Genomic DNA, 15023 nt, shown 5'->3' with positions numbered 1-15023 from the left:
GTGATAGGCGCAAATCGCGGCAATTGGAAGGCGTCAGAGGTCCAGCCGATCGGTTTGTCCGCAAAGGAACCGGCGCAGCACTGCGGGGTAAAGCTGATGTTCGATGCCAAGCACCCGGTCGGCAAGGGACTCGGGCGTGTCACCGCAATGCACGGGCACGCGCGCCTGTCCCAGAATGGGGCCTGCGTCGAGGTCCCCGGTCACCAGATGCACGCTGGCGCCCGCTTCGGTGTCGCCTGCCGCGATCGCGCGGGCGTGGGTGTTCAGGCCGGGGTATTTGGGCAGCAGCGAGGGGTGGATGTTCAGCACGCGCCCGGCCCAGCGGTCGGTGAAGTCCGGCGTCAGGATGCGCATGAACCCGGCCAGGCAGATGACATCGGGCGCGGCACTATCAAGGCGCGCGGTCAGGGCGGATTCGAAGGCGGCGCGGTCAGGAAATTTGCCGTGCGGTACGGTTGCTGTGTCGATCCCGCGCGCCTGTGCCTTAGTCAGCCCCCCTGCCCCCGGCACATTCGACAGCACCAGCACAGGCCGCCCCGGATGATCGCCGGTCATGCTGTCGGCCAGCGCCACCATGTTGGAACCGCTACCCGAAATCAGCATCGCGACGCGCTTGGTCACAACAGGTTCCCGAAAAACTCCACGCCGTCGCCTTCGATAACCTCGCCAAGGGCAGCGACGGTGTCGCCTTCGCGCTGAAGCAGCGCGATTACATCGCGCGCGCGATCTTTTGCAACGACCAGGACCATCCCGATACCCGAATTGAAGGTGCGCAACATTTCGGCCTGGTCGAGGCCGCCGACTTCAGCCATCCATCGGAAAACCGGCGGCAGGCTCCATGCCTCCAGGTCGATCCGTGCGCCAAGTCCGTCGGGCAGCACACGCGGCAGGTTTTCGGACAATCCGCCGCCGGTGATATGGGCCAGCGCGTGGACACCGCCGCCCCGGATCGCCGCCAGCGTCTGGCGCACGTAAAGGCGCGTCGGCGTCAGCAGCGCCTGCGCCACGCTGGATTGCGCAAAGGGCGCTGGATCGCCCCATGCCAGCCCGGCGTGTTCGACGACCTTGCGCACCAGCGAAAACCCGTTGGAATGCACCCCGTCCGAGGCGAGCCCAAGGATCATATCGCCAACGGCCACCCCTGCGGGCAGGTCTGTGCCGCGTTCCATCGCCCCCACGGCAAACCCGGCGAGGTCGAAATCCGCGCCCTCATACATGCCTGGCATCTCGGCCGTTTCACCGCCGATCAGGGCGCATCCGGCGCGCTCACAGCCCGTGGCAATCCCTTCGATCACCTGCGCGGCAGCGTCGACATCCAACGCGCCGGTGGCGAAATAATCGAGGAAAAACAGCGGCTCGGCCCCTTGGCAGACCAGATCGTTGACGCACATGGCGACCAGATCAATGCCGACGTTACCGACCTCTCCGGTGTCAATCGCGATCCGCAGTTTGGTGCCAACGCCGTCCGTGGCGGCCACCAGAACCGGATCATCGTAGCCTGCGGCCTTCAGATCGAACAGCGCCCCGAACCCGCCAAGGCCCGCCATGACACCGGGACGCGTCGTGCGCTTGGCGGCGGGCTTGATCCGCTCGACAAGTTCGTTTCCGGCGTCAATACTGACACCTGCGTTGGCGTAACTCAGCCCCGGTTTTGTCATCTGTCGTCCCCCGCTGGTCTGTGCGCGGGGTTACCGGGTTCGCCGCGGCGGTGCAACTGATCAGGCGATGCGGATGACCCTGCCCATTGGCCCGTTGCAAAACGCCCCTGTTATCCGTCCCAGAAACCTCAAAAGAACGAAAGATCCATGATGGAGCATCCTGACCCACCCATTACTGGTGCCTGCCTCTGCGGGGCCGTGCAGGTCACATTGACAGCGGCGCCGCTTTTGACTTTGGCGTGCCACTGTCGCGGCTGTCAGAAATTGACGGCGAGCGCGTTTTCACTGACCACGATGTTTCCGCGTGATGCGTTTTCTTGCACCGGAGCGGTGATCAAAGGCGGCCTTGGGACAGGCGGACGGGCGCACTATTTCTGCAAATCCTGCCTGAATTTTGTCTATTCGCAGATTGAGGGCGCCCCGCAGCGGATCAACCTGCGGACATCGGTACTGGACGATGCGGCATCGTTTGACCCCTTCGTCGAGGTGATGACCGATGAGAAGATCCCATGGGCCAATGTGCCCGCCGTGCACAGCTATGCAAGATACCCGGAGTCTTATGAAGCGCTTCAGACCCTCATGAACGCCTATGCCGCGCGATGAGATCAGGATCATTGATTGCTTGACTGCGGTGCGCGGAGTTGACCGTCAAGCGGCTGAATCCCCGCTCCGTGAACCTGCGCCCCTGACGCTTCGATCACGCCGCCATCACGGTTTCGTCAGACCCTTCACGCACACGTCAGGCGCTAAGCATTGACAAATATTGAGAAAAATCGACCATCGCCCTTGTCAACGAGGGAGATGTGACATGACACTGAAACTGATCGCCGCCGCCGCCATGGTTCTTGGCCTTGCTGCCTGTGAACCCCATGGCGACGATATGATGGATGATTCCATGATGATGGACGACTCCATGATGGAAGCGGAAAGCTAAGCAAACCTGCGGCCCTTTCGGGGGGCGGATTTGCACAAACACGCGCCCGGCAGCCCAGCTCTGCCGGGCGTTTTTGTCTTCGCCACGCACCACAGCACTTGACCACGCCCCCGCGTCTGGTAGCCCATCTGTCAGGCGGGCCTGTAGCTCAATTGGTTAGAGCAGAGCGCTCATAACGCTTTGGTTGGGGGTTCGAGTCCCTCCGGGCCTACCACCCCCCGGCATTCCGACTTGTATTTCATTGTTTTGCTGGGATCTTTGGCGAAATCCTCGGCGAGGACCGCCAAGGTTGGTTCCGGTCAGATGTCAGGTCGGGACCCTCGAAATCCAAATCTGTGGGATTCGTGTGGTCAGGGGGCGACCTCATCCACGCGGTTGCGCAATCCTTCGACCGCATCAAGAAGCTGTTGTTGGCGATCCGCCTCTAGCAGGCCGATGTCCTGGCCGACGCCGTCGTAGAACGGCACGATCGTTTCCAACCCCGACCAGGGCCCGCCATAGCAGCGGTAGACCACGTCAGAGTGTGAGTTGCGCAAAACCTGATCGGGCAGCATGCCCTGGACAACCATCCCGACCCAGCCGGTTTCGCCTTCGGATCTTATCTGCGGCGGATCGCGGAACTCCACAACCACAGGCACCCGCTGTTCACCGCGCCGCCCCAGCCACCAGCGGGTTTCGACCCAGTTGCAATTGCGCAGGCGGCGCGCCCGCCCGATGATCACGCTGCCCTCAGGTTCGGCAAGGATGCCGGTCACCTCCAGCCGCGTGATGACCGGGAAAAACCGTGCTTCGTACCAGCGGGTCCAGAATTCGGGCACCAGCACGAGTATCGCAAACGCCAGCACCCAAAGCTCGGTCCGGCGCGACACTTTCAGCAAATCGCGTATTTTCATGAGGCGATCCACCGTGTGATTTCACGCAGATAATCCTTCAGCACGATCAGGGCTGCGATAAAGCCGCCCAGAAAGATCACTGCCCGGCGCCAGGTTTGCAGCACCAGACGGCGCGCGGCGCGGTATTCCGCCTCGGCCTTCAGCTGGTCGATATGGGGGCGCAATTCGGCAATTACATTCAGCCCATCGCGATGCACCAGCAATTCCCGGAAGGGCGCAATCTCAGAATCGGTCAGTTGTTCGGACATCTCACCCCCGTTTCAGCCCGTACCCACGGCGTAAGGGGGCCCGGTCAACGGCGGCGGGTGATCTGCGGTATTGGTAAACCGAGTGTTGCGCCATCGCGCGCCTCCGGGTCGCGGGGTGGCGGTACGGGTGCACAGACCACCTCGCAGGGCGTCACCTTGCCGTGACCTGCCCGGTTCCGCCCTTGTCCGGGGGCGCTGGTGGGATCACTTTCGCCGCGGGGCAAGACATCAAGGGGACAGCATGCCAACCGAACGCATTACATTTACCGGCCATGGTGGCGACGAACTGGCCGCGCGGTTCGACCTGCCAGAGGGGCCGCATCTGGCAACAGCGCTGTTTGCGCATTGCTTCACCTGTTCCAAGAACATCCCCGCCGCACGCCGCATTTCGGCGCGCCTGGCCGGCATGGGCATTGCGGTGTTGCGGTTTGATTTCACCGGTCTAGGCCATTCGGGCGGCGAATTCGGCAACACCACATTCACCGGCAATGTTGGCGATCTGACCTCCGCTGCGCAGCATCTGAAATCCATGGGCCACGCGCCCGACCTGCTGATCGGTCATTCGCTGGGCGGTGCGGCGGTGCTGAAAGCTGCCGGACAGATCGACAGCGTCAAGGCCGTCGCCACCATCGGCGCACCGTTCGAACCGGCCCATGTCACCCACAACTTTGGCCACGCACTTGATCAAATCCGTCGCGATGGCAAGGCCGAGGTCAACCTGGGCGGGCGACCGGTGACCATTGGCCGCGACTTTGTTGAGGATGTCAGCGCCGAATCCCTCGGACCCGATATCGCGGCCCTGCACCGTGCGCTTCTGGTTTTGCATGCGCCCAAGGACCGCATCGTCGGGATCGAGAATGCCAGCGATATTTTCATGGCCGCCAAACATCCCAAAAGCTTTGTAACGCTGGACGAAGCCGATCATCTGATCACCCGACCCGAAGACGCCGAATACGCCGCCGAGGTGATTGCCGCCTGGGTCGGGCGGTATCTGAATCTGACACCGCCCGCGCCGCCGCCCGGCGCGCCCGAAGGCGTGGTCCGCGTCGCCGAGTCCGACCCGGCGGGGTTCCTGCAAGACGTGAACGCCGGTCCGGCGCACCACGTTCTGGCCGACGAGCCCGAAGCATATGGCGGCACCAATCGCGGCCTGACACCCTATGGGTTTCTTGCCGCCGGTCTTGGGGCCTGCACCTCGATGACGATTCGGATGTATGCCCGGCGCAAGAACTGGCCGCTGGACCACATCAGCGTTGATGTGACCCATGACAAGGTCCACGCGCAGGACGCCGAGACGGGCGATACCAAGGTCGACACGTTCACACGCAAAATCACGCTGAGCGGCGATCTGACGGGCGAACAGCGCAACAAGCTGCTGGAAATTGCCGACAAATGCCCGGTGCACCGGACATTGGAAAGAGCAAGCCATGTGAAGACGTCGTTGGCTTAGGGCGTGCGGTAAGAATTTTTGAGTTGTGCGTCGTTGGTGGCTTGGCGTGGACAATGGCGATACGGCGCTGCACCGTAGAGTTTGCATGATTTATGGCTCAGGTTTGGCCGTCAACGCGCTTGGAAGCGCCAAGATCAGACCAGCGCCTGACCGGCGGGACCGGTCCGGCGCGCGCCCTGCGCCTTACGGCGCGTACCGGGCGCAGGGGCAAACTGCAACATAGCTTGCCCAAAACGAAACGAGGCGCGCCAGTGGCGCGCCTCGCTAAGTTCAATCCGTTGCAGGCAGGTCAGGTACGGGCGTCGCCGACCAGTTTCCACAGCGCGGGCACCAGCAATGCTGCCAGCACCAGTTTCACCGCGTCGCCGATCAGGAACGGCCACAGACCCCAGGCCAGGATCGGCTGATCCCAGCCAAACAACTGGCCCAGCCACAGGATGCCCGGGACATAGATCAGCACATTGCCGATCAGCAGTGCGGCAGCCATCTTGCCGACCGAGCGATCCCATCCGGCCCGCGCCAGCGCACCAAGCGCGGCAACCGCCAGCACATATCCGACCAGATAGCCCCCGGTGCCGCCCATCATATAGGACAGACCAAATTTCTCGGCCGAGGAACCGGCGAAGACATCAAAGCCAAGCGCGCCGATCAGCATGTACCCAAGGATCGTCACAAGCCCCAGGCGCGCGCCATAGGTCGCGCCAACCGTCAGCACCGCGAAGGTGCCCATGGTGATTGGCACCGGCCACATCGGCACCCGGATTTTTGCGGCAATCGCCAGCGCAGCGATGCCAAGCACCACCAGAACCACCTGTTTGATCCGCAACTGTGTGCCGCTTGCCGGGCCGATCGCCTCGGCCAAAACTCTGTCGTTCATGCCCTTTGCCTTTCACTGTCAGTAATTTTGCACGGTTGTGCCGCAGCGCGCGAGGGGGCGCAAGTGCCAGCCTCAGCCCGGGCGGCGATGCCGGGTGGACATCAAATAGTCCTTGCGCGGACCGCGGACCCGCCAGATGGCCTGCCAGACCGGCCAGTCGGCAAACTCATACGTCACATCATAGGTATCGGGCGCGCAATCATGGCGGGCCGTGTCCAGAATGCGGTGAAACGGCCTGCCGTCCGCAAAACTGACCTCAATCCGGCCGGGTTCCGGTTCGGCCCAGCGATACCGCCGCACGGCCGATACCGGCGCGCGTCCGGCCATGGAAAGCTGCCCATGCTCGGCCCAGATCCAGCAGTCCGGCGTTTCATTAAGCGTCGCTGTTCCGGTGAAGGCGCCGGTTTCGCCTGCGCGATGATCCTCGATCCGACGCTCTAACAGCCAGTCGCCGGCAAAATCTGCCAGATGCCTCACTTGTCGTAGCGCCCTTCGGTGATATTGCCATAGGCGTCCAGAAACCGCACCGCGCCGGTCGCGCTTTCCATGTCATAACATTCCCACTGGTCGTTCGGGGGCCATTGGCTGCAATACTGATCTGCCCGCACCGCCCAACTGCCCAGGCTGGGACGACCCGCGACATAGGTTGTCTGGCCCGAGGCATGAAATTCCTGTTCGGCGCCGTCGTAATACAGTTTGCGATCCTCCAACGCTGCCTGAATCTGATCACCGGTCATCGGCGCCCACTCCTGCGCCACTGCCGGTGCTGCCATCAGTATCACGAGTATTGCTGCCCGCATCGCCCTGCCCCAACTTGTAGACTGTCGCGCCCCAGTCTATGACCGCGCCAAACAGCCCTCAATTCAAAAGGCCGCGACATGATCCCGCGTTATTCCCGCCCCGACATGGTGGCGATCTGGTCCCCCGAAACCAAATTCCGCATCTGGTACGAGATCGAGGCCCACGCCTGCGACGCCCAGGCCGACCTTGGGGTGATTCCGCGCGAAAATGCCGCAGCGGTATGGAAGGCCAAGGACGTGGACTTCGACGTGGCCCGGATTGACGAGATTGAGGCCGTCACCAAACATGACGTCATCGCATTCCTGACCCACCTGGCCGAACACGTCGGTGCGGATGAGGCGCGTTTTGTCCACCAGGGCATGACCAGTTCGGACGTTCTGGACACCTGCTTCAACGTCCAACTGGTGCGCGCCGCCGACCTGCTGCTGGCCGATATGGATACGCTGCTGGACGCTTTAAAGCGCCGCGCGCTGGAACACAAAATGGACGTCTGCATCGGGCGCAGCCACGGCATCCACGCCGAACCCGTCACCATGGGTCTGAAATTCGCGCGGTTCTATGCCGAGATGGATCGCGGACGCACCCGCCTGCGGACGGCCCGGGAAGAAATCGCCACCGGAGCGGTGTCCGGCGCGGTCGGCACCTTCGCCAATATCGCCCCGGCGGTCGAGGCGCATGTCTGCGAAAAACTGGGCCTGACGCCCGAGCCGATCTCCACTCAGGTCATCCCGCGCGACCGCCACGCCGCCTTCTTCGCCACCCTTGGCGTCATCGCCAGTTCCATCGAGAATATTGCAACCGAGGTCCGCCACCTGCAACGTACCGAAGTGCTTGAAGCGGAGGAGTTTTTCTCCAAAGGGCAAAAGGGATCCTCCGCGATGCCCCACAAACGCAACCCGGTGCTGAGCGAGAATCTGACCGGCCTGGCCCGTTTGGTCCGCATGGTCGTGGTGCCCGCGATGGAAAACGTGGCGCTGTGGCACGAACGCGATATTTCGCATTCGTCCGTGGAAAGGAACATCGGCCCCGACGCAACGATCACGCTGGATTTTGCACTGGGGCGTTTGACCGGGCTGATCGATAAGTTGGTGATCTATCCAGAAAATATGATGCGCAATCTCAACCAGTTCCGGGGCCTTGTTCATTCACAACGTGTATTGCTGGCACTGACCCAGGCCGGTGTCAGCCGCGAAGACAGCTATAAGCTGGTTCAGCGCAACGCGATGAAGGTCTGGGAACAGGGCGCAGACTTCATGGAAGAATTGCAATGCGACCAGGAAGTTGTTGCTGTACTTGGAAAAGATGGCATCGCGGAACACTTCGATCTTGGGTATCACACCAAACATGTCGAAACGATCTTCGCGCGGGTCTTCGGCGACCTCACGTATGCGTGACAACGGCGGTCGCTGATTCCATGCTAGGGTTCTCGTGTTCTTGGCAAGCAGGAGGGCGAAGCCCAATGAAGCGCGCGAGTATTCTGGCAGTCATCTCGATCATCATGGCCCCATCCATGGCCGCAGCCATGGGGTGCAGCGGTTATGGTCACAAGACCGAAACCGCATCGAATTGCATGGATGGCACACAGTGGGACAGCGCTCTGGAAGCCTGCGTTCCTGTCGTAACCGGCTGATCTGATGCGCCTTTTCGTGATTGCCGCCGCACTGGCAATGCCCGGTGCGGTGTTTGCTGTGGGCAGTGACAGCAGCGAACCGCCCACCCCGACGCCAACCACCACAGATTGCACTGACGGCCAGGTCTGGGATGAAGAGGCTGAAGTTTGCGTCGATCCCGAAGGTGACACCGAAGATTCCCGCCTGTCGCCAGACACGCTTTATAGTGCCGTGCGCGAACTCGCCTACGCCGGGCGCTATGACGAGGCGTTGCGCGTTGTCGCGGCGATGCCCCAGGACGACCGCGCCTTCACCTATCTGGGATTCATTCATCGCAAATCCGGCGATGTAGAACAGGGCATGACCTTCTACGCAAAAGCGCTGGACATGAACCCCGGCAACATCCTGGCGCGCAGCTATCGCGGACAGGCCCATGTCGAGGCTGGCAATCTGGATCTTGCGCGCGCGGACCGTGCGGCCATCACCGATCAGGACAGCTGGGTCTGGAAAACGCTGGACCGGGCGATCCGAACCGGCGAAACCTCGGACTACTGAGGTTTCTGAGGCTTGCCTTCCGCGCGCCCGGCGCGCTACAGCGCTGGCATGCTGAAGACCCGCATCATCCCGTGTCTGGACGTGGCCGATGGCCGTGTCGTGAAAGGCGTGAACTTCGTCGATCTGATCGACGCGGGCGATCCGGTTGAGGCGGCGATCGCCTATGACGCCGCCGGCGCGGACGAGCTGTGCTTCCTCGACATCAATGCAACCCACGAAAATCGCGGCACTTTGTTCGATCTGGCGCGCCGGACGGCGGAACATTGCTTCATGCCACTGACCGTGGGTGGCGGTGTGCGCACGCCCGATGATGTGCGCGCGCTGCTGCTGGCCGGGGCTGACAAGGTCAGCTTCAATTCCGCCGCCGTCGCCGATCCCGATGTGATCGCAAGGTCCGCCGAACGCTTCGGCAGCCAATGCATCGTCGTGGCCATCGACGCCAAAACCGTGGCCCCCGGCAAATGGGAGATCTTCACTCATGGCGGCCGCCGCGAAACCGGCATCGACGCGGTTGATTTTGCCCGCACCGTCACCGCCAAAGGGGCCGGGGAAATCCTGCTGACCAGCATGGACCGTGACGGCACCCGCAGCGGTTTCAACCTGCCCCTAACCCGCGCGATTTCCGACGCGGTCGGCGTGCCGGTCATCGCCTCGGGCGGGGTCGGAACGCTGGATCATCTGGTCGAAGGCGTGACCCAAGGCGGGGCGAGCGCGGTTCTGGCGGCCTCGATTTTTCACTTCGGCGAATTCACCATTGGGCAGGCCAAGGCCCATATGGCCGCCGCCGGAATCGCGATGAGGATGGCATGAGTATTCTGGAAACCCTCGCCGCCACAATCGAGGCCCGCAAATCCGCCGACCCGGAATCCAGCTGGACCGCCGCCTTGCTGGCCAAAGGCCCGGAAAAATGCGCCGAAAAATTCGGTGAGGAAGCCGTTGAGGCGATCATCGAAGCCGTCAAAGGCGACCGCGCCGCGCTGATGGCCGAAGCTGCCGACGTCCTCTATCACCTGCTGGTCATGCTGGCTGCGCGGGATGTGCCGTTGTCCGATGTACTGGCAGAACTCGACCGTCGTCAGAATACTTCAGGCATCACAGAAAAAAATTCTCGTAAGTAACTGACAAAACCAAATCTTCTTGTTCCAAATATCCCCGCCGGAGGCTCCGGCACTGCCCACGCTCACCGAAGCCTGGAGGAGATCACCCCGGTCGCAAACCCGCCTTTGCGCAGCTCTCCGAACAGGCGCTGGTGTTCGAGTTTGGGGCAGCGGTTCTGAATCACGGTGACGCCGCGCGCCTCGGCTTTCGCCGCCGCTTCGGCGTGTTCCACGCCGATCTGCATCCAGATGACGTCCAGATCCGGGAACAGCTTCAGCGCATCATCTACGATGGCAGGTACGGCGTCTGACTTTCGGAATATATCCACCATATCAACCGGTTCCGGCACGTCGCTCAGCCTTTCCAATACGGTGCGCCCGAACAGCATTTTACCCGCATGCCCCGGATTGACCGGGTAAACGCGATAGCCACGCAGCGACATATACCGTGCCACATAATGGCTGGGCCGCACCGGATTGGGCGACACGCCGACCATGGCGATGGAGCTTACCCGCGCCAGAATGCTGCGCAGCGAAATATCGGAATACTCTGACATCAAACGAAAAAAGCGCCCGGAGCGGACTCCGGGCGCCAGTGTCGGAACGAGGGACAGTGAAGGGAGGCTGCAGAGTTCCGGTCTACGGCCTCACCATTCATATCTAGGCGGGCAACCGCCGGGTTAAAGGGACGCTCAAACATATGTGATCGGTGCCACGGGCGGGCACCGGCGTCCAGCCCCGATCAGCTGCCCAGTACGGATGGCCAGTTGGCATCGCCCGAGGCAATATGCCCCGGTACATCCCGCAGCCAGCGGCGGCGCACGGATTGCGAGAAGTTCAGGTACAGTTTGCCACCCTCGATGCTCCAGGCATCCGGGTCGGTCGACGCCGTATACCCCTGGCTGACGGCATAGGCGCAGTAGCCACCGTATTGCGGTGCATATTTCGCCGGATCGGCATCAAACATCGCTTTGTTTTCTGCACTGGCGAAATGCCAGGTCGCGCCGTCGTGCTGGCTGGAGAATTCGGCGCTGCCCTCTACAGCCTCACCTTGGGTGAAATAGGCGACCGGGTCAGTGCCGCGGATTGCGGCGCCATCGTCCGAAAACACCATCGGTTCAGCCGCATGGGCGGCCTGCATGGTCAGGGCGACGGCGGGAAGGGTTGCAAACAGGGCCAGTACGGCGCGGCGGGTTGTCATTGGGGATCCTCCTACGGGTCAAGATCGGGGTGTTACGGGCAGAACATGCGCAAATGGGCATCGGCGCGAAAGGGGGCTGGCGCGTCCGTGAACGGATGTGTGGGAATAGCGTGATTTGTGTCAGGAATGGCGGGCCAGAGGTATTGGAATTGGTTCGAATGTTTCAGGGGACGACCAGATTAATGCTTATCTGACGTGTCGCGAATTGGTCTGAAGCGGACATTTGCAGTTTGTCCCCGCGCCCGGTGCGCGCCGCAAGGCGCTGGTTTGAACGTGGCGCGTCCAAGCGAGTTGACGGCCAAACCAGAGCCAAAAATCATGCAAACTCAACGGCGCAGCGCCAGCCCACCGGTCCGGTGCGCGCCCTGCTTGTGGTGCATTGCCAACGTCCGCCCAAGGCCACTACCCCCGGCGCGCGACCTCATACAGCGCCACGGCGGCGGCGTTTGAGACATTCAGCGACCCGAACTCGGCCGCGAACGGGATCCGGGCGATCACGTCGCAGGTTTCGCGGGTCTTTTCCCGCAGCCCAGGACCTTCGGCCCCAAGGACCAATGCGACAGGTCGATTGCCCAGCTTGTCCAATGCCTCGGCCAGTGTCACGTCGCCTTCACCTGCCAGGCCGATACAAGCGATCCCGGCATTCTGCACCTCGCGCATTGCATTGCTGAGGTTGCCGATCCGCAAGTACGGCTGGCGTTCCAGTGCGCCGGAGGCCGCTTTCGCCAGCGCCCCGGTTTCGGGGGCGGAATGGCGCGCCGGGGCGACCACGGCCCGCGCACCGAAAACCTCGGCACTGCGCAGGATCGCGCCAACGTTGTGCGGGTCACTGACCCTGTCCAGCATCACGAACGGCCCCTGCCCCGCATCCGGGCCAGCGATGTGATCAGCCACCGCACCCCAGGCCAGCGGCCGAACCTCGACAGCGGCCCCCTGATGGACCGAGCCTGGGTCCAGCGGCACCGGAAACTTACGCGGATCGGCAACTTCGGGCGTCATGGCGCTGGCAGCGATCGCATCACCCAGCCGGTCACGCGCATTCTGCGTGACCACCAGCCGCTGTTTCACACGTGCCGGATTCATCAACGCGTCAGCAACCGCGTGAATGCCGAACAGCCAGAACGTTACAGACGCCGCTGCGCGGCGCGCACGTTCCTTGTCGATCACCCAGGTTGGTTTCTTCATGGCCTTGCCCCCTGCTGTGCCAAGCTACTGCGCTGCCTGCCCGCCGCGATCAACCCCGCGAAGCGATGAATTTCCGGTTGACGGGTCAAAGGTGTAAGATTATCCCGGCGCGACGTCACGACGGGCTTGCCCCGACATGGCAGTGGGCGACAGGCCGCAAGGTGTGGCAGGGGACTGTAACTCCCTCGCGGAGACGCACGCCTGGTTCGATTCCAGGGTCGCCCACCATTTTCTCTTTCTCGAACCGTCGGCCATACACACTCGTGAAATAGCGCCGATTTTTTCCGTGGGTTACGAGAAGATCACCCTCCAGAGACCTTATGAATGGTCACTGATCTCAGCGATATCGAAGCCGTTTGTGGGAATATCTCGGCGGGGCATTTTCTTGCAAGGTCTTGAACTACTCGACGCGAGCCAGGGTGCGGAGGGAAGCAAGAACCTGGCGCTGCCGCACCCGATCCAGCGGCAGATCGGGAAGATCGCGAAGGGAGCTGAGTATAAGATGTGGCGGCTGACGACCTTCAAGGATCGACATCGAGATATCCGGCGCAAGCAAGGCAAGCGGGCGGATGCGGCTGACCATCCCATCGCGCAAACATTGTCATTCAGTAAATTGCCGAATGGAGGGCGCTTTTCCCTACACGCAGATCTTGGACCCATCGTTTGAACCAACTGCCATATTGCGTCGTCAACGATCCGCACGTGAAGCCCTTCATGCATATTTTCCTGTGACGTGTTTTGCCACAGTTCGTTCGGTCGGACTGTCTTGTCCCTGAACTCATCCGCGGCCCGGATTACCACATGGGCTGGTGCCGTGATCAGATCCTCCGCGCTGAGGATGCGATAGACAGACGACTCAGACACAAAGTAGCGCTTCTCATCGGTGTATTTGACCGCCAACTCGCGCGGTGTCAGGTCTTCGTGCTCCAGGGCAAAGTCGACGACATCGTCGCGAACCGTGTCCGGGATGCGGTTCCAGACCGACGCAGGTTTGGGAGAACGATCGGCTAGGCCATCGAGGCCGCCATCGCTCCAACGCGCGTACCAGTCGTAATAGGTGCTGCTGGGAATGCCGAGCATCTTCAGGGTTTGACGCGTAGGCAGATGGGATGCCTCCACCGTGCGGATGATTTCAAACTTCTCGGATGCGGGATACCTCATGCGTCGGCCTCCCCATCCCCGAGCATGCTTTTTTTGAGCAGGCGGTTCTCCAGCGTCAGTTCGGCGACTACCTCCTTCAGGGCGGCAGATTCCGACCGTAGCTCTTTGACTTCGGGAGACGTCGCTTGGAGTGCCGTGTCGCCCGCCAAGCGGTTCTTTCCCGCTTCCAGGAACTCCTTCGACCACGAATAGTATAGGCTCTCAGCGATGCCCTCGCGGCGGCACAATGCGGCAATGCTCTCCTCGCCGCGCAGGCCGGCCAGCACGACCCTGATCTTCTCTTCTGCTGAATAGTGTTTGCGGGTCTTCCGCTTGATACCCCTGACCAACTTGTCAGCGGCGTCTTTCGATGTTCCGGATTTCTGTTTCATCTTCGCTCCATAATGGCTTCGATGAACCAGAAATCCTCCGTTGATCAAACACCTAAATCTGTCCGGTAGGCGCTGACGTCAGACAAACAGATTGTTCTTGCAGCGCGTTCCTCTGGCGATGGCATCGGCCTCGTGAAAGGCCTCAATCAACTCGTCACTCATGAAGCCCGAGACTTCATGAAGTTCGACATGCTCGTTGTCACGCGTTGCCAACAAGTATCGCGCAAGCTGACCAGCATCACCGCGTTCTTTGGCTTTCAGGATCATGGCGATGCTCCCGGCAGTTTGCCGAGCGCCCTCGGGCAGCATGGGAGTCCCAATGAACTTTCGAAATGTCCGTCATTGTGTGTCCTTTCGCTTTGACGCTTGGATTTACACCGACGTACCGCCCATGCGAATTGACCAATTTTCTATTTTTGATATGCATTTTTGCATGGATTGGCGTGCCGTGAAATTTGACTGGAACAAAGCCCGCGCCTTTTTGGTGACGGCTGAGGAAGGCTCGCTTTCTGCCGCTGCACGCGCCTTGGGCATGGCGCAGCCGACGCTTGGCCGTCAGGTTGACGGTTTGGAACAGGAACTAGGAGTTGTCCTATTTGAACGCGTTGGCCGGGGTCTGACCCTGACCCCAAGCGGCATGGAATTGCTAGAGCATGTGCGGGGCATGGGCGAAGCCGCAGGGCGGGTTTCACTTGCCGCGGCTGGCCAAAGCCAAGCGCTGGAAGGTAGCATCAGCATTTCCGCTAGTGAAATCTATGCCGCTGTCTTGCTGCCGCCCATCGTCACGAAACTGCGCGTCGAAGAACCCGGCATCCATGTCGAAATCGTGGTCTCAAACCGCGCCAGTGATCTTTTGCGGCGTGAGGCCGACATCGCGATCCGCAATTTCCGCCCCACGGAACCCGACTTGATTGCCAAAAAGATCGGTACGGCCGATGCGATCCTTTATGCAGCACCTAGCTACGTTGAAAAGCTAAAGCGT

19 protein-coding genes, 2 tRNA genes and 2 pseudogenes are annotated in these 15023 nt (G+C 61.5%); 10 read left to right on the top strand and 13 right to left on the bottom strand.

Annotation, left to right across the window (positions count from 1 at the left end; genetic code table 11):
* Positions 1-33: 33 nt before the first annotated feature.
* Together GKR99_12220 and GKR99_12215 are read right to left on the bottom strand one after the other, a co-directional pair.
* Complete coding sequence (locus GKR99_12220; protein NKB28268.1) at positions 34-603, bottom strand: phosphoribosylglycinamide formyltransferase; 570 nt, start codon at positions 601-603, stop codon at positions 34-36.
* A 14-nt stretch (positions 604-617) separates the two neighbouring features.
* Positions 618-1658, bottom strand: coding sequence for a phosphoribosylformylglycinamidine cyclo-ligase (locus GKR99_12215; GenBank protein NKB28267.1), 1041 nt, complete (start codon positions 1656-1658; stop codon positions 618-620).
* Positions 1659-1808: 150 nt separating this feature from the next.
* Here GKR99_12215 and GKR99_12210 point away from each other — a divergent pair, with 150 nt between their 5' ends.
* Positions 1809-2261 (top strand): aldehyde-activating protein, encoded by a 453-nt coding sequence (locus GKR99_12210; GenBank protein ID NKB28266.1) that lies wholly within the window; start codon positions 1809-1811, stop codon positions 2259-2261.
* 468 nt (positions 2262-2729) lie between these two features.
* Positions 2730-2806: transfer RNA gene (locus tag GKR99_12205), tRNA-Ile, on the top strand.
* A gap of 136 nt (positions 2807-2942) precedes the next feature.
* Here GKR99_12205 and GKR99_12200 read toward each other — a convergent pair.
* Positions 2943-3485, bottom strand: coding sequence for a hypothetical protein (locus tag GKR99_12200; GenBank protein NKB28265.1), 543 nt, complete (start codon positions 3483-3485; stop codon positions 2943-2945).
* Positions 3482-3733 (bottom strand): hypothetical protein, encoded by a 252-nt coding sequence (locus GKR99_12195; protein NKB28264.1) that lies wholly within the window; start codon positions 3731-3733, stop codon positions 3482-3484. Before GKR99_12195 ends, GKR99_12200 begins: the two co-directional genes overlap by 4 nt.
* Before the next feature lie 241 nt (positions 3734-3974).
* On the opposite strand from GKR99_12195, the gene GKR99_12190 reads away from it, so the two are divergent.
* Positions 3975-5183 (top strand): osmotically inducible protein C, encoded by a 1209-nt coding sequence (locus GKR99_12190; GenBank protein ID NKB28263.1) that lies wholly within the window; start codon positions 3975-3977, stop codon positions 5181-5183.
* Between the two features lie 289 nt (positions 5184-5472).
* Here the strand turns inward: GKR99_12190 and GKR99_12185 are convergent, their stop codons facing one another.
* The 3 genes from GKR99_12185 to GKR99_12175 all read right to left on the bottom strand — a co-directional run bounded on the left by GKR99_12185 (position 5473) and on the right by GKR99_12175 (position 6797).
* Positions 5473-6060 carry a biotin transporter BioY gene (locus GKR99_12185; protein ID NKB28262.1) on the bottom strand — a complete coding sequence of 196 codons (588 nt, stop codon included), beginning with the start codon at positions 6058-6060 and terminating at the stop codon, positions 5473-5475.
* A gap of 72 nt (positions 6061-6132) precedes the next feature.
* The gene (locus GKR99_12180) at positions 6133-6537 is read right to left on the bottom strand and encodes a trigger factor (protein ID NKB28261.1); all 405 of its coding nucleotides are present in this window, start codon (positions 6535-6537) and stop codon (positions 6133-6135) included.
* Positions 6534-6797 carry a hypothetical protein gene (locus GKR99_12175; GenBank protein NKB28260.1) on the bottom strand — a complete coding sequence of 88 codons (264 nt, stop codon included), beginning with the start codon at positions 6795-6797 and terminating at the stop codon, positions 6534-6536. The genes GKR99_12180 and GKR99_12175 overlap by 4 nt, the downstream gene beginning before the upstream one ends.
* Before the next feature lie 141 nt (positions 6798-6938).
* Between GKR99_12175 and GKR99_12170 the strand changes: the two genes are divergently transcribed.
* The 5 genes from GKR99_12170 to GKR99_12150 all read left to right on the top strand — a co-directional run bounded on the left by GKR99_12170 (position 6939) and on the right by GKR99_12150 (position 10144).
* Positions 6939-8255, top strand: coding sequence for an adenylosuccinate lyase (locus GKR99_12170; protein ID NKB28259.1), 1317 nt, complete (start codon positions 6939-6941; stop codon positions 8253-8255).
* 65 nt (positions 8256-8320) lie between these two features.
* On the top strand, positions 8321-8491 hold the full coding sequence (locus tag GKR99_12165; GenBank protein NKB28258.1) for a hypothetical protein: 171 nt from the start codon (positions 8321-8323) through the stop codon (positions 8489-8491).
* 4 nt (positions 8492-8495) lie between these two features.
* A complete protein-coding gene (locus GKR99_12160; protein ID NKB28257.1) occupies positions 8496-9026 on the top strand; it encodes a hypothetical protein in 531 nt (176 codons plus the stop codon).
* 48 nt (positions 9027-9074) lie between these two features.
* On the top strand, positions 9075-9836 hold the full coding sequence (gene hisF, locus GKR99_12155; GenBank protein NKB28256.1) for an imidazole glycerol phosphate synthase subunit HisF: 762 nt from the start codon (positions 9075-9077) through the stop codon (positions 9834-9836).
* Positions 9833-10144, top strand: coding sequence for a phosphoribosyl-ATP diphosphatase (locus tag GKR99_12150; protein ID NKB28255.1), 312 nt, complete (start codon positions 9833-9835; stop codon positions 10142-10144). Before hisF ends, GKR99_12150 begins: the two co-directional genes overlap by 4 nt.
* Positions 10145-10206: 62 nt before the next feature.
* Here GKR99_12150 and GKR99_12145 read toward each other — a convergent pair whose 3' ends face one another.
* The 3 genes from GKR99_12145 to rlmB form a co-directional block, all read right to left on the bottom strand.
* On the bottom strand, positions 10207-10680 hold the full coding sequence (locus GKR99_12145; GenBank protein ID NKB28254.1) for a CoA-binding protein: 474 nt from the start codon (positions 10678-10680) through the stop codon (positions 10207-10209).
* 185 nt (positions 10681-10865) lie between these two features.
* The gene (locus tag GKR99_12140) at positions 10866-11324 is read right to left on the bottom strand and encodes a YHS domain-containing protein (GenBank protein NKB28253.1); all 459 of its coding nucleotides are present in this window, start codon (positions 11322-11324) and stop codon (positions 10866-10868) included.
* A gap of 402 nt (positions 11325-11726) precedes the next feature.
* Positions 11727-12509 carry a 23S rRNA (guanosine(2251)-2'-O)-methyltransferase RlmB gene (rlmB, locus tag GKR99_12135; GenBank protein NKB28252.1) on the bottom strand — a complete coding sequence of 261 codons (783 nt, stop codon included), beginning with the start codon at positions 12507-12509 and terminating at the stop codon, positions 11727-11729.
* A gap of 144 nt (positions 12510-12653) precedes the next feature.
* Here rlmB and GKR99_12130 point away from each other — a divergent pair.
* Positions 12654-12737: transfer RNA gene (locus GKR99_12130), tRNA-Tyr, on the top strand.
* 90 nt (positions 12738-12827) lie between these two features.
* On the opposite strand, the gene GKR99_12125 is transcribed toward GKR99_12130, so the two are convergent.
* The 3 genes and pseudogenes from GKR99_12125 to GKR99_12115 all read right to left on the bottom strand — a co-directional run bounded on the left by GKR99_12125 (position 12828) and on the right by GKR99_12115 (position 14308).
* A complete protein-coding gene (locus tag GKR99_12125; GenBank protein ID NKB28251.1) occupies positions 12828-13670 on the bottom strand; it encodes a helix-turn-helix domain-containing protein in 843 nt (280 codons plus the stop codon).
* Positions 13667-14041, bottom strand: coding sequence for a transposase (locus GKR99_12120; protein ID NKB28250.1), 375 nt, complete (start codon positions 14039-14041; stop codon positions 13667-13669). Before GKR99_12120 ends, GKR99_12125 begins: the two co-directional genes overlap by 4 nt.
* A gap of 84 nt (positions 14042-14125) precedes the next feature.
* Positions 14126-14308, bottom strand: a pseudogene (locus GKR99_12115) (relaxase).
* A gap of 154 nt (positions 14309-14462) precedes the next feature.
* Here GKR99_12115 and GKR99_12110 point away from each other — a divergent pair.
* Positions 14463-15017, top strand: a pseudogene (locus GKR99_12110) (LysR family transcriptional regulator).
* The last annotated feature ends 6 nt before the right edge of the window (positions 15018-15023 follow it).

It is taken from the genome of Paracoccaceae bacterium (assembly GCA_012103375.1).
Classification (GTDB): domain Bacteria; phylum Pseudomonadota; class Alphaproteobacteria; order Rhodobacterales; family Rhodobacteraceae; genus WLWX01.
Note: the sequence above shows the minus strand (reverse complement) of the source record. Positions and strands in the feature narration are given on the sequence as shown.

What these genes read in the sequence shown, in the direction of transcription:
- GKR99_12195 (NKB28264.1), bottom strand. Translation starts at nt 3,733, where the DNA reads ATGTCCGAACAACTGACCGATTCTGAGATTGCGCCCTTCCGGGAATTG.
- GKR99_12120 (NKB28250.1), bottom strand. Translation starts at nt 14,041, where the DNA reads ATGAAACAGAAATCCGGAACATCGAAAGACGCCGCTGACAAGTTGGTC.
- GKR99_12185 (NKB28262.1), bottom strand. Translation starts at nt 6,060, where the DNA reads ATGAACGACAGAGTTTTGGCCGAGGCGATCGGCCCGGCAAGCGGCACA.
- GKR99_12160 (NKB28257.1), top strand. Translation starts at nt 8,496, where the DNA reads ATGCGCCTTTTCGTGATTGCCGCCGCACTGGCAATGCCCGGTGCGGTG.
- GKR99_12165 (NKB28258.1), top strand. Translation starts at nt 8,321, where the DNA reads ATGAAGCGCGCGAGTATTCTGGCAGTCATCTCGATCATCATGGCCCCA.
- GKR99_12175 (NKB28260.1), bottom strand. Translation starts at nt 6,797, where the DNA reads ATGACCGGTGATCAGATTCAGGCAGCGTTGGAGGATCGCAAACTGTAT.
- GKR99_12215 (NKB28267.1), bottom strand. Translation starts at nt 1,658, where the DNA reads ATGACAAAACCGGGGCTGAGTTACGCCAACGCAGGTGTCAGTATTGAC.
- GKR99_12150 (NKB28255.1), top strand. Translation starts at nt 9,833, where the DNA reads ATGAGTATTCTGGAAACCCTCGCCGCCACAATCGAGGCCCGCAAATCC.
- rlmB (NKB28252.1), bottom strand. Translation starts at nt 12,509, where the DNA reads ATGAAGAAACCAACCTGGGTGATCGACAAGGAACGTGCGCGCCGCGCA.
- GKR99_12145 (NKB28254.1), bottom strand. Translation starts at nt 10,680, where the DNA reads ATGTCAGAGTATTCCGATATTTCGCTGCGCAGCATTCTGGCGCGGGTA.
- GKR99_12200 (NKB28265.1), bottom strand. Translation starts at nt 3,485, where the DNA reads ATGAAAATACGCGATTTGCTGAAAGTGTCGCGCCGGACCGAGCTTTGG.
- GKR99_12190 (NKB28263.1), top strand. Translation starts at nt 3,975, where the DNA reads ATGCCAACCGAACGCATTACATTTACCGGCCATGGTGGCGACGAACTG.
- GKR99_12210 (NKB28266.1), top strand. Translation starts at nt 1,809, where the DNA reads ATGGAGCATCCTGACCCACCCATTACTGGTGCCTGCCTCTGCGGGGCC.
- GKR99_12125 (NKB28251.1), bottom strand. Translation starts at nt 13,670, where the DNA reads ATGAGGTATCCCGCATCCGAGAAGTTTGAAATCATCCGCACGGTGGAG.
- hisF (NKB28256.1), top strand. Translation starts at nt 9,075, where the DNA reads ATGCTGAAGACCCGCATCATCCCGTGTCTGGACGTGGCCGATGGCCGT.
- GKR99_12220 (NKB28268.1), bottom strand. Translation starts at nt 603, where the DNA reads ATGCTGATTTCGGGTAGCGGTTCCAACATGGTGGCGCTGGCCGACAGC.
- GKR99_12170 (NKB28259.1), top strand. Translation starts at nt 6,939, where the DNA reads ATGATCCCGCGTTATTCCCGCCCCGACATGGTGGCGATCTGGTCCCCC.
- GKR99_12140 (NKB28253.1), bottom strand. Translation starts at nt 11,324, where the DNA reads ATGACAACCCGCCGCGCCGTACTGGCCCTGTTTGCAACCCTTCCCGCC.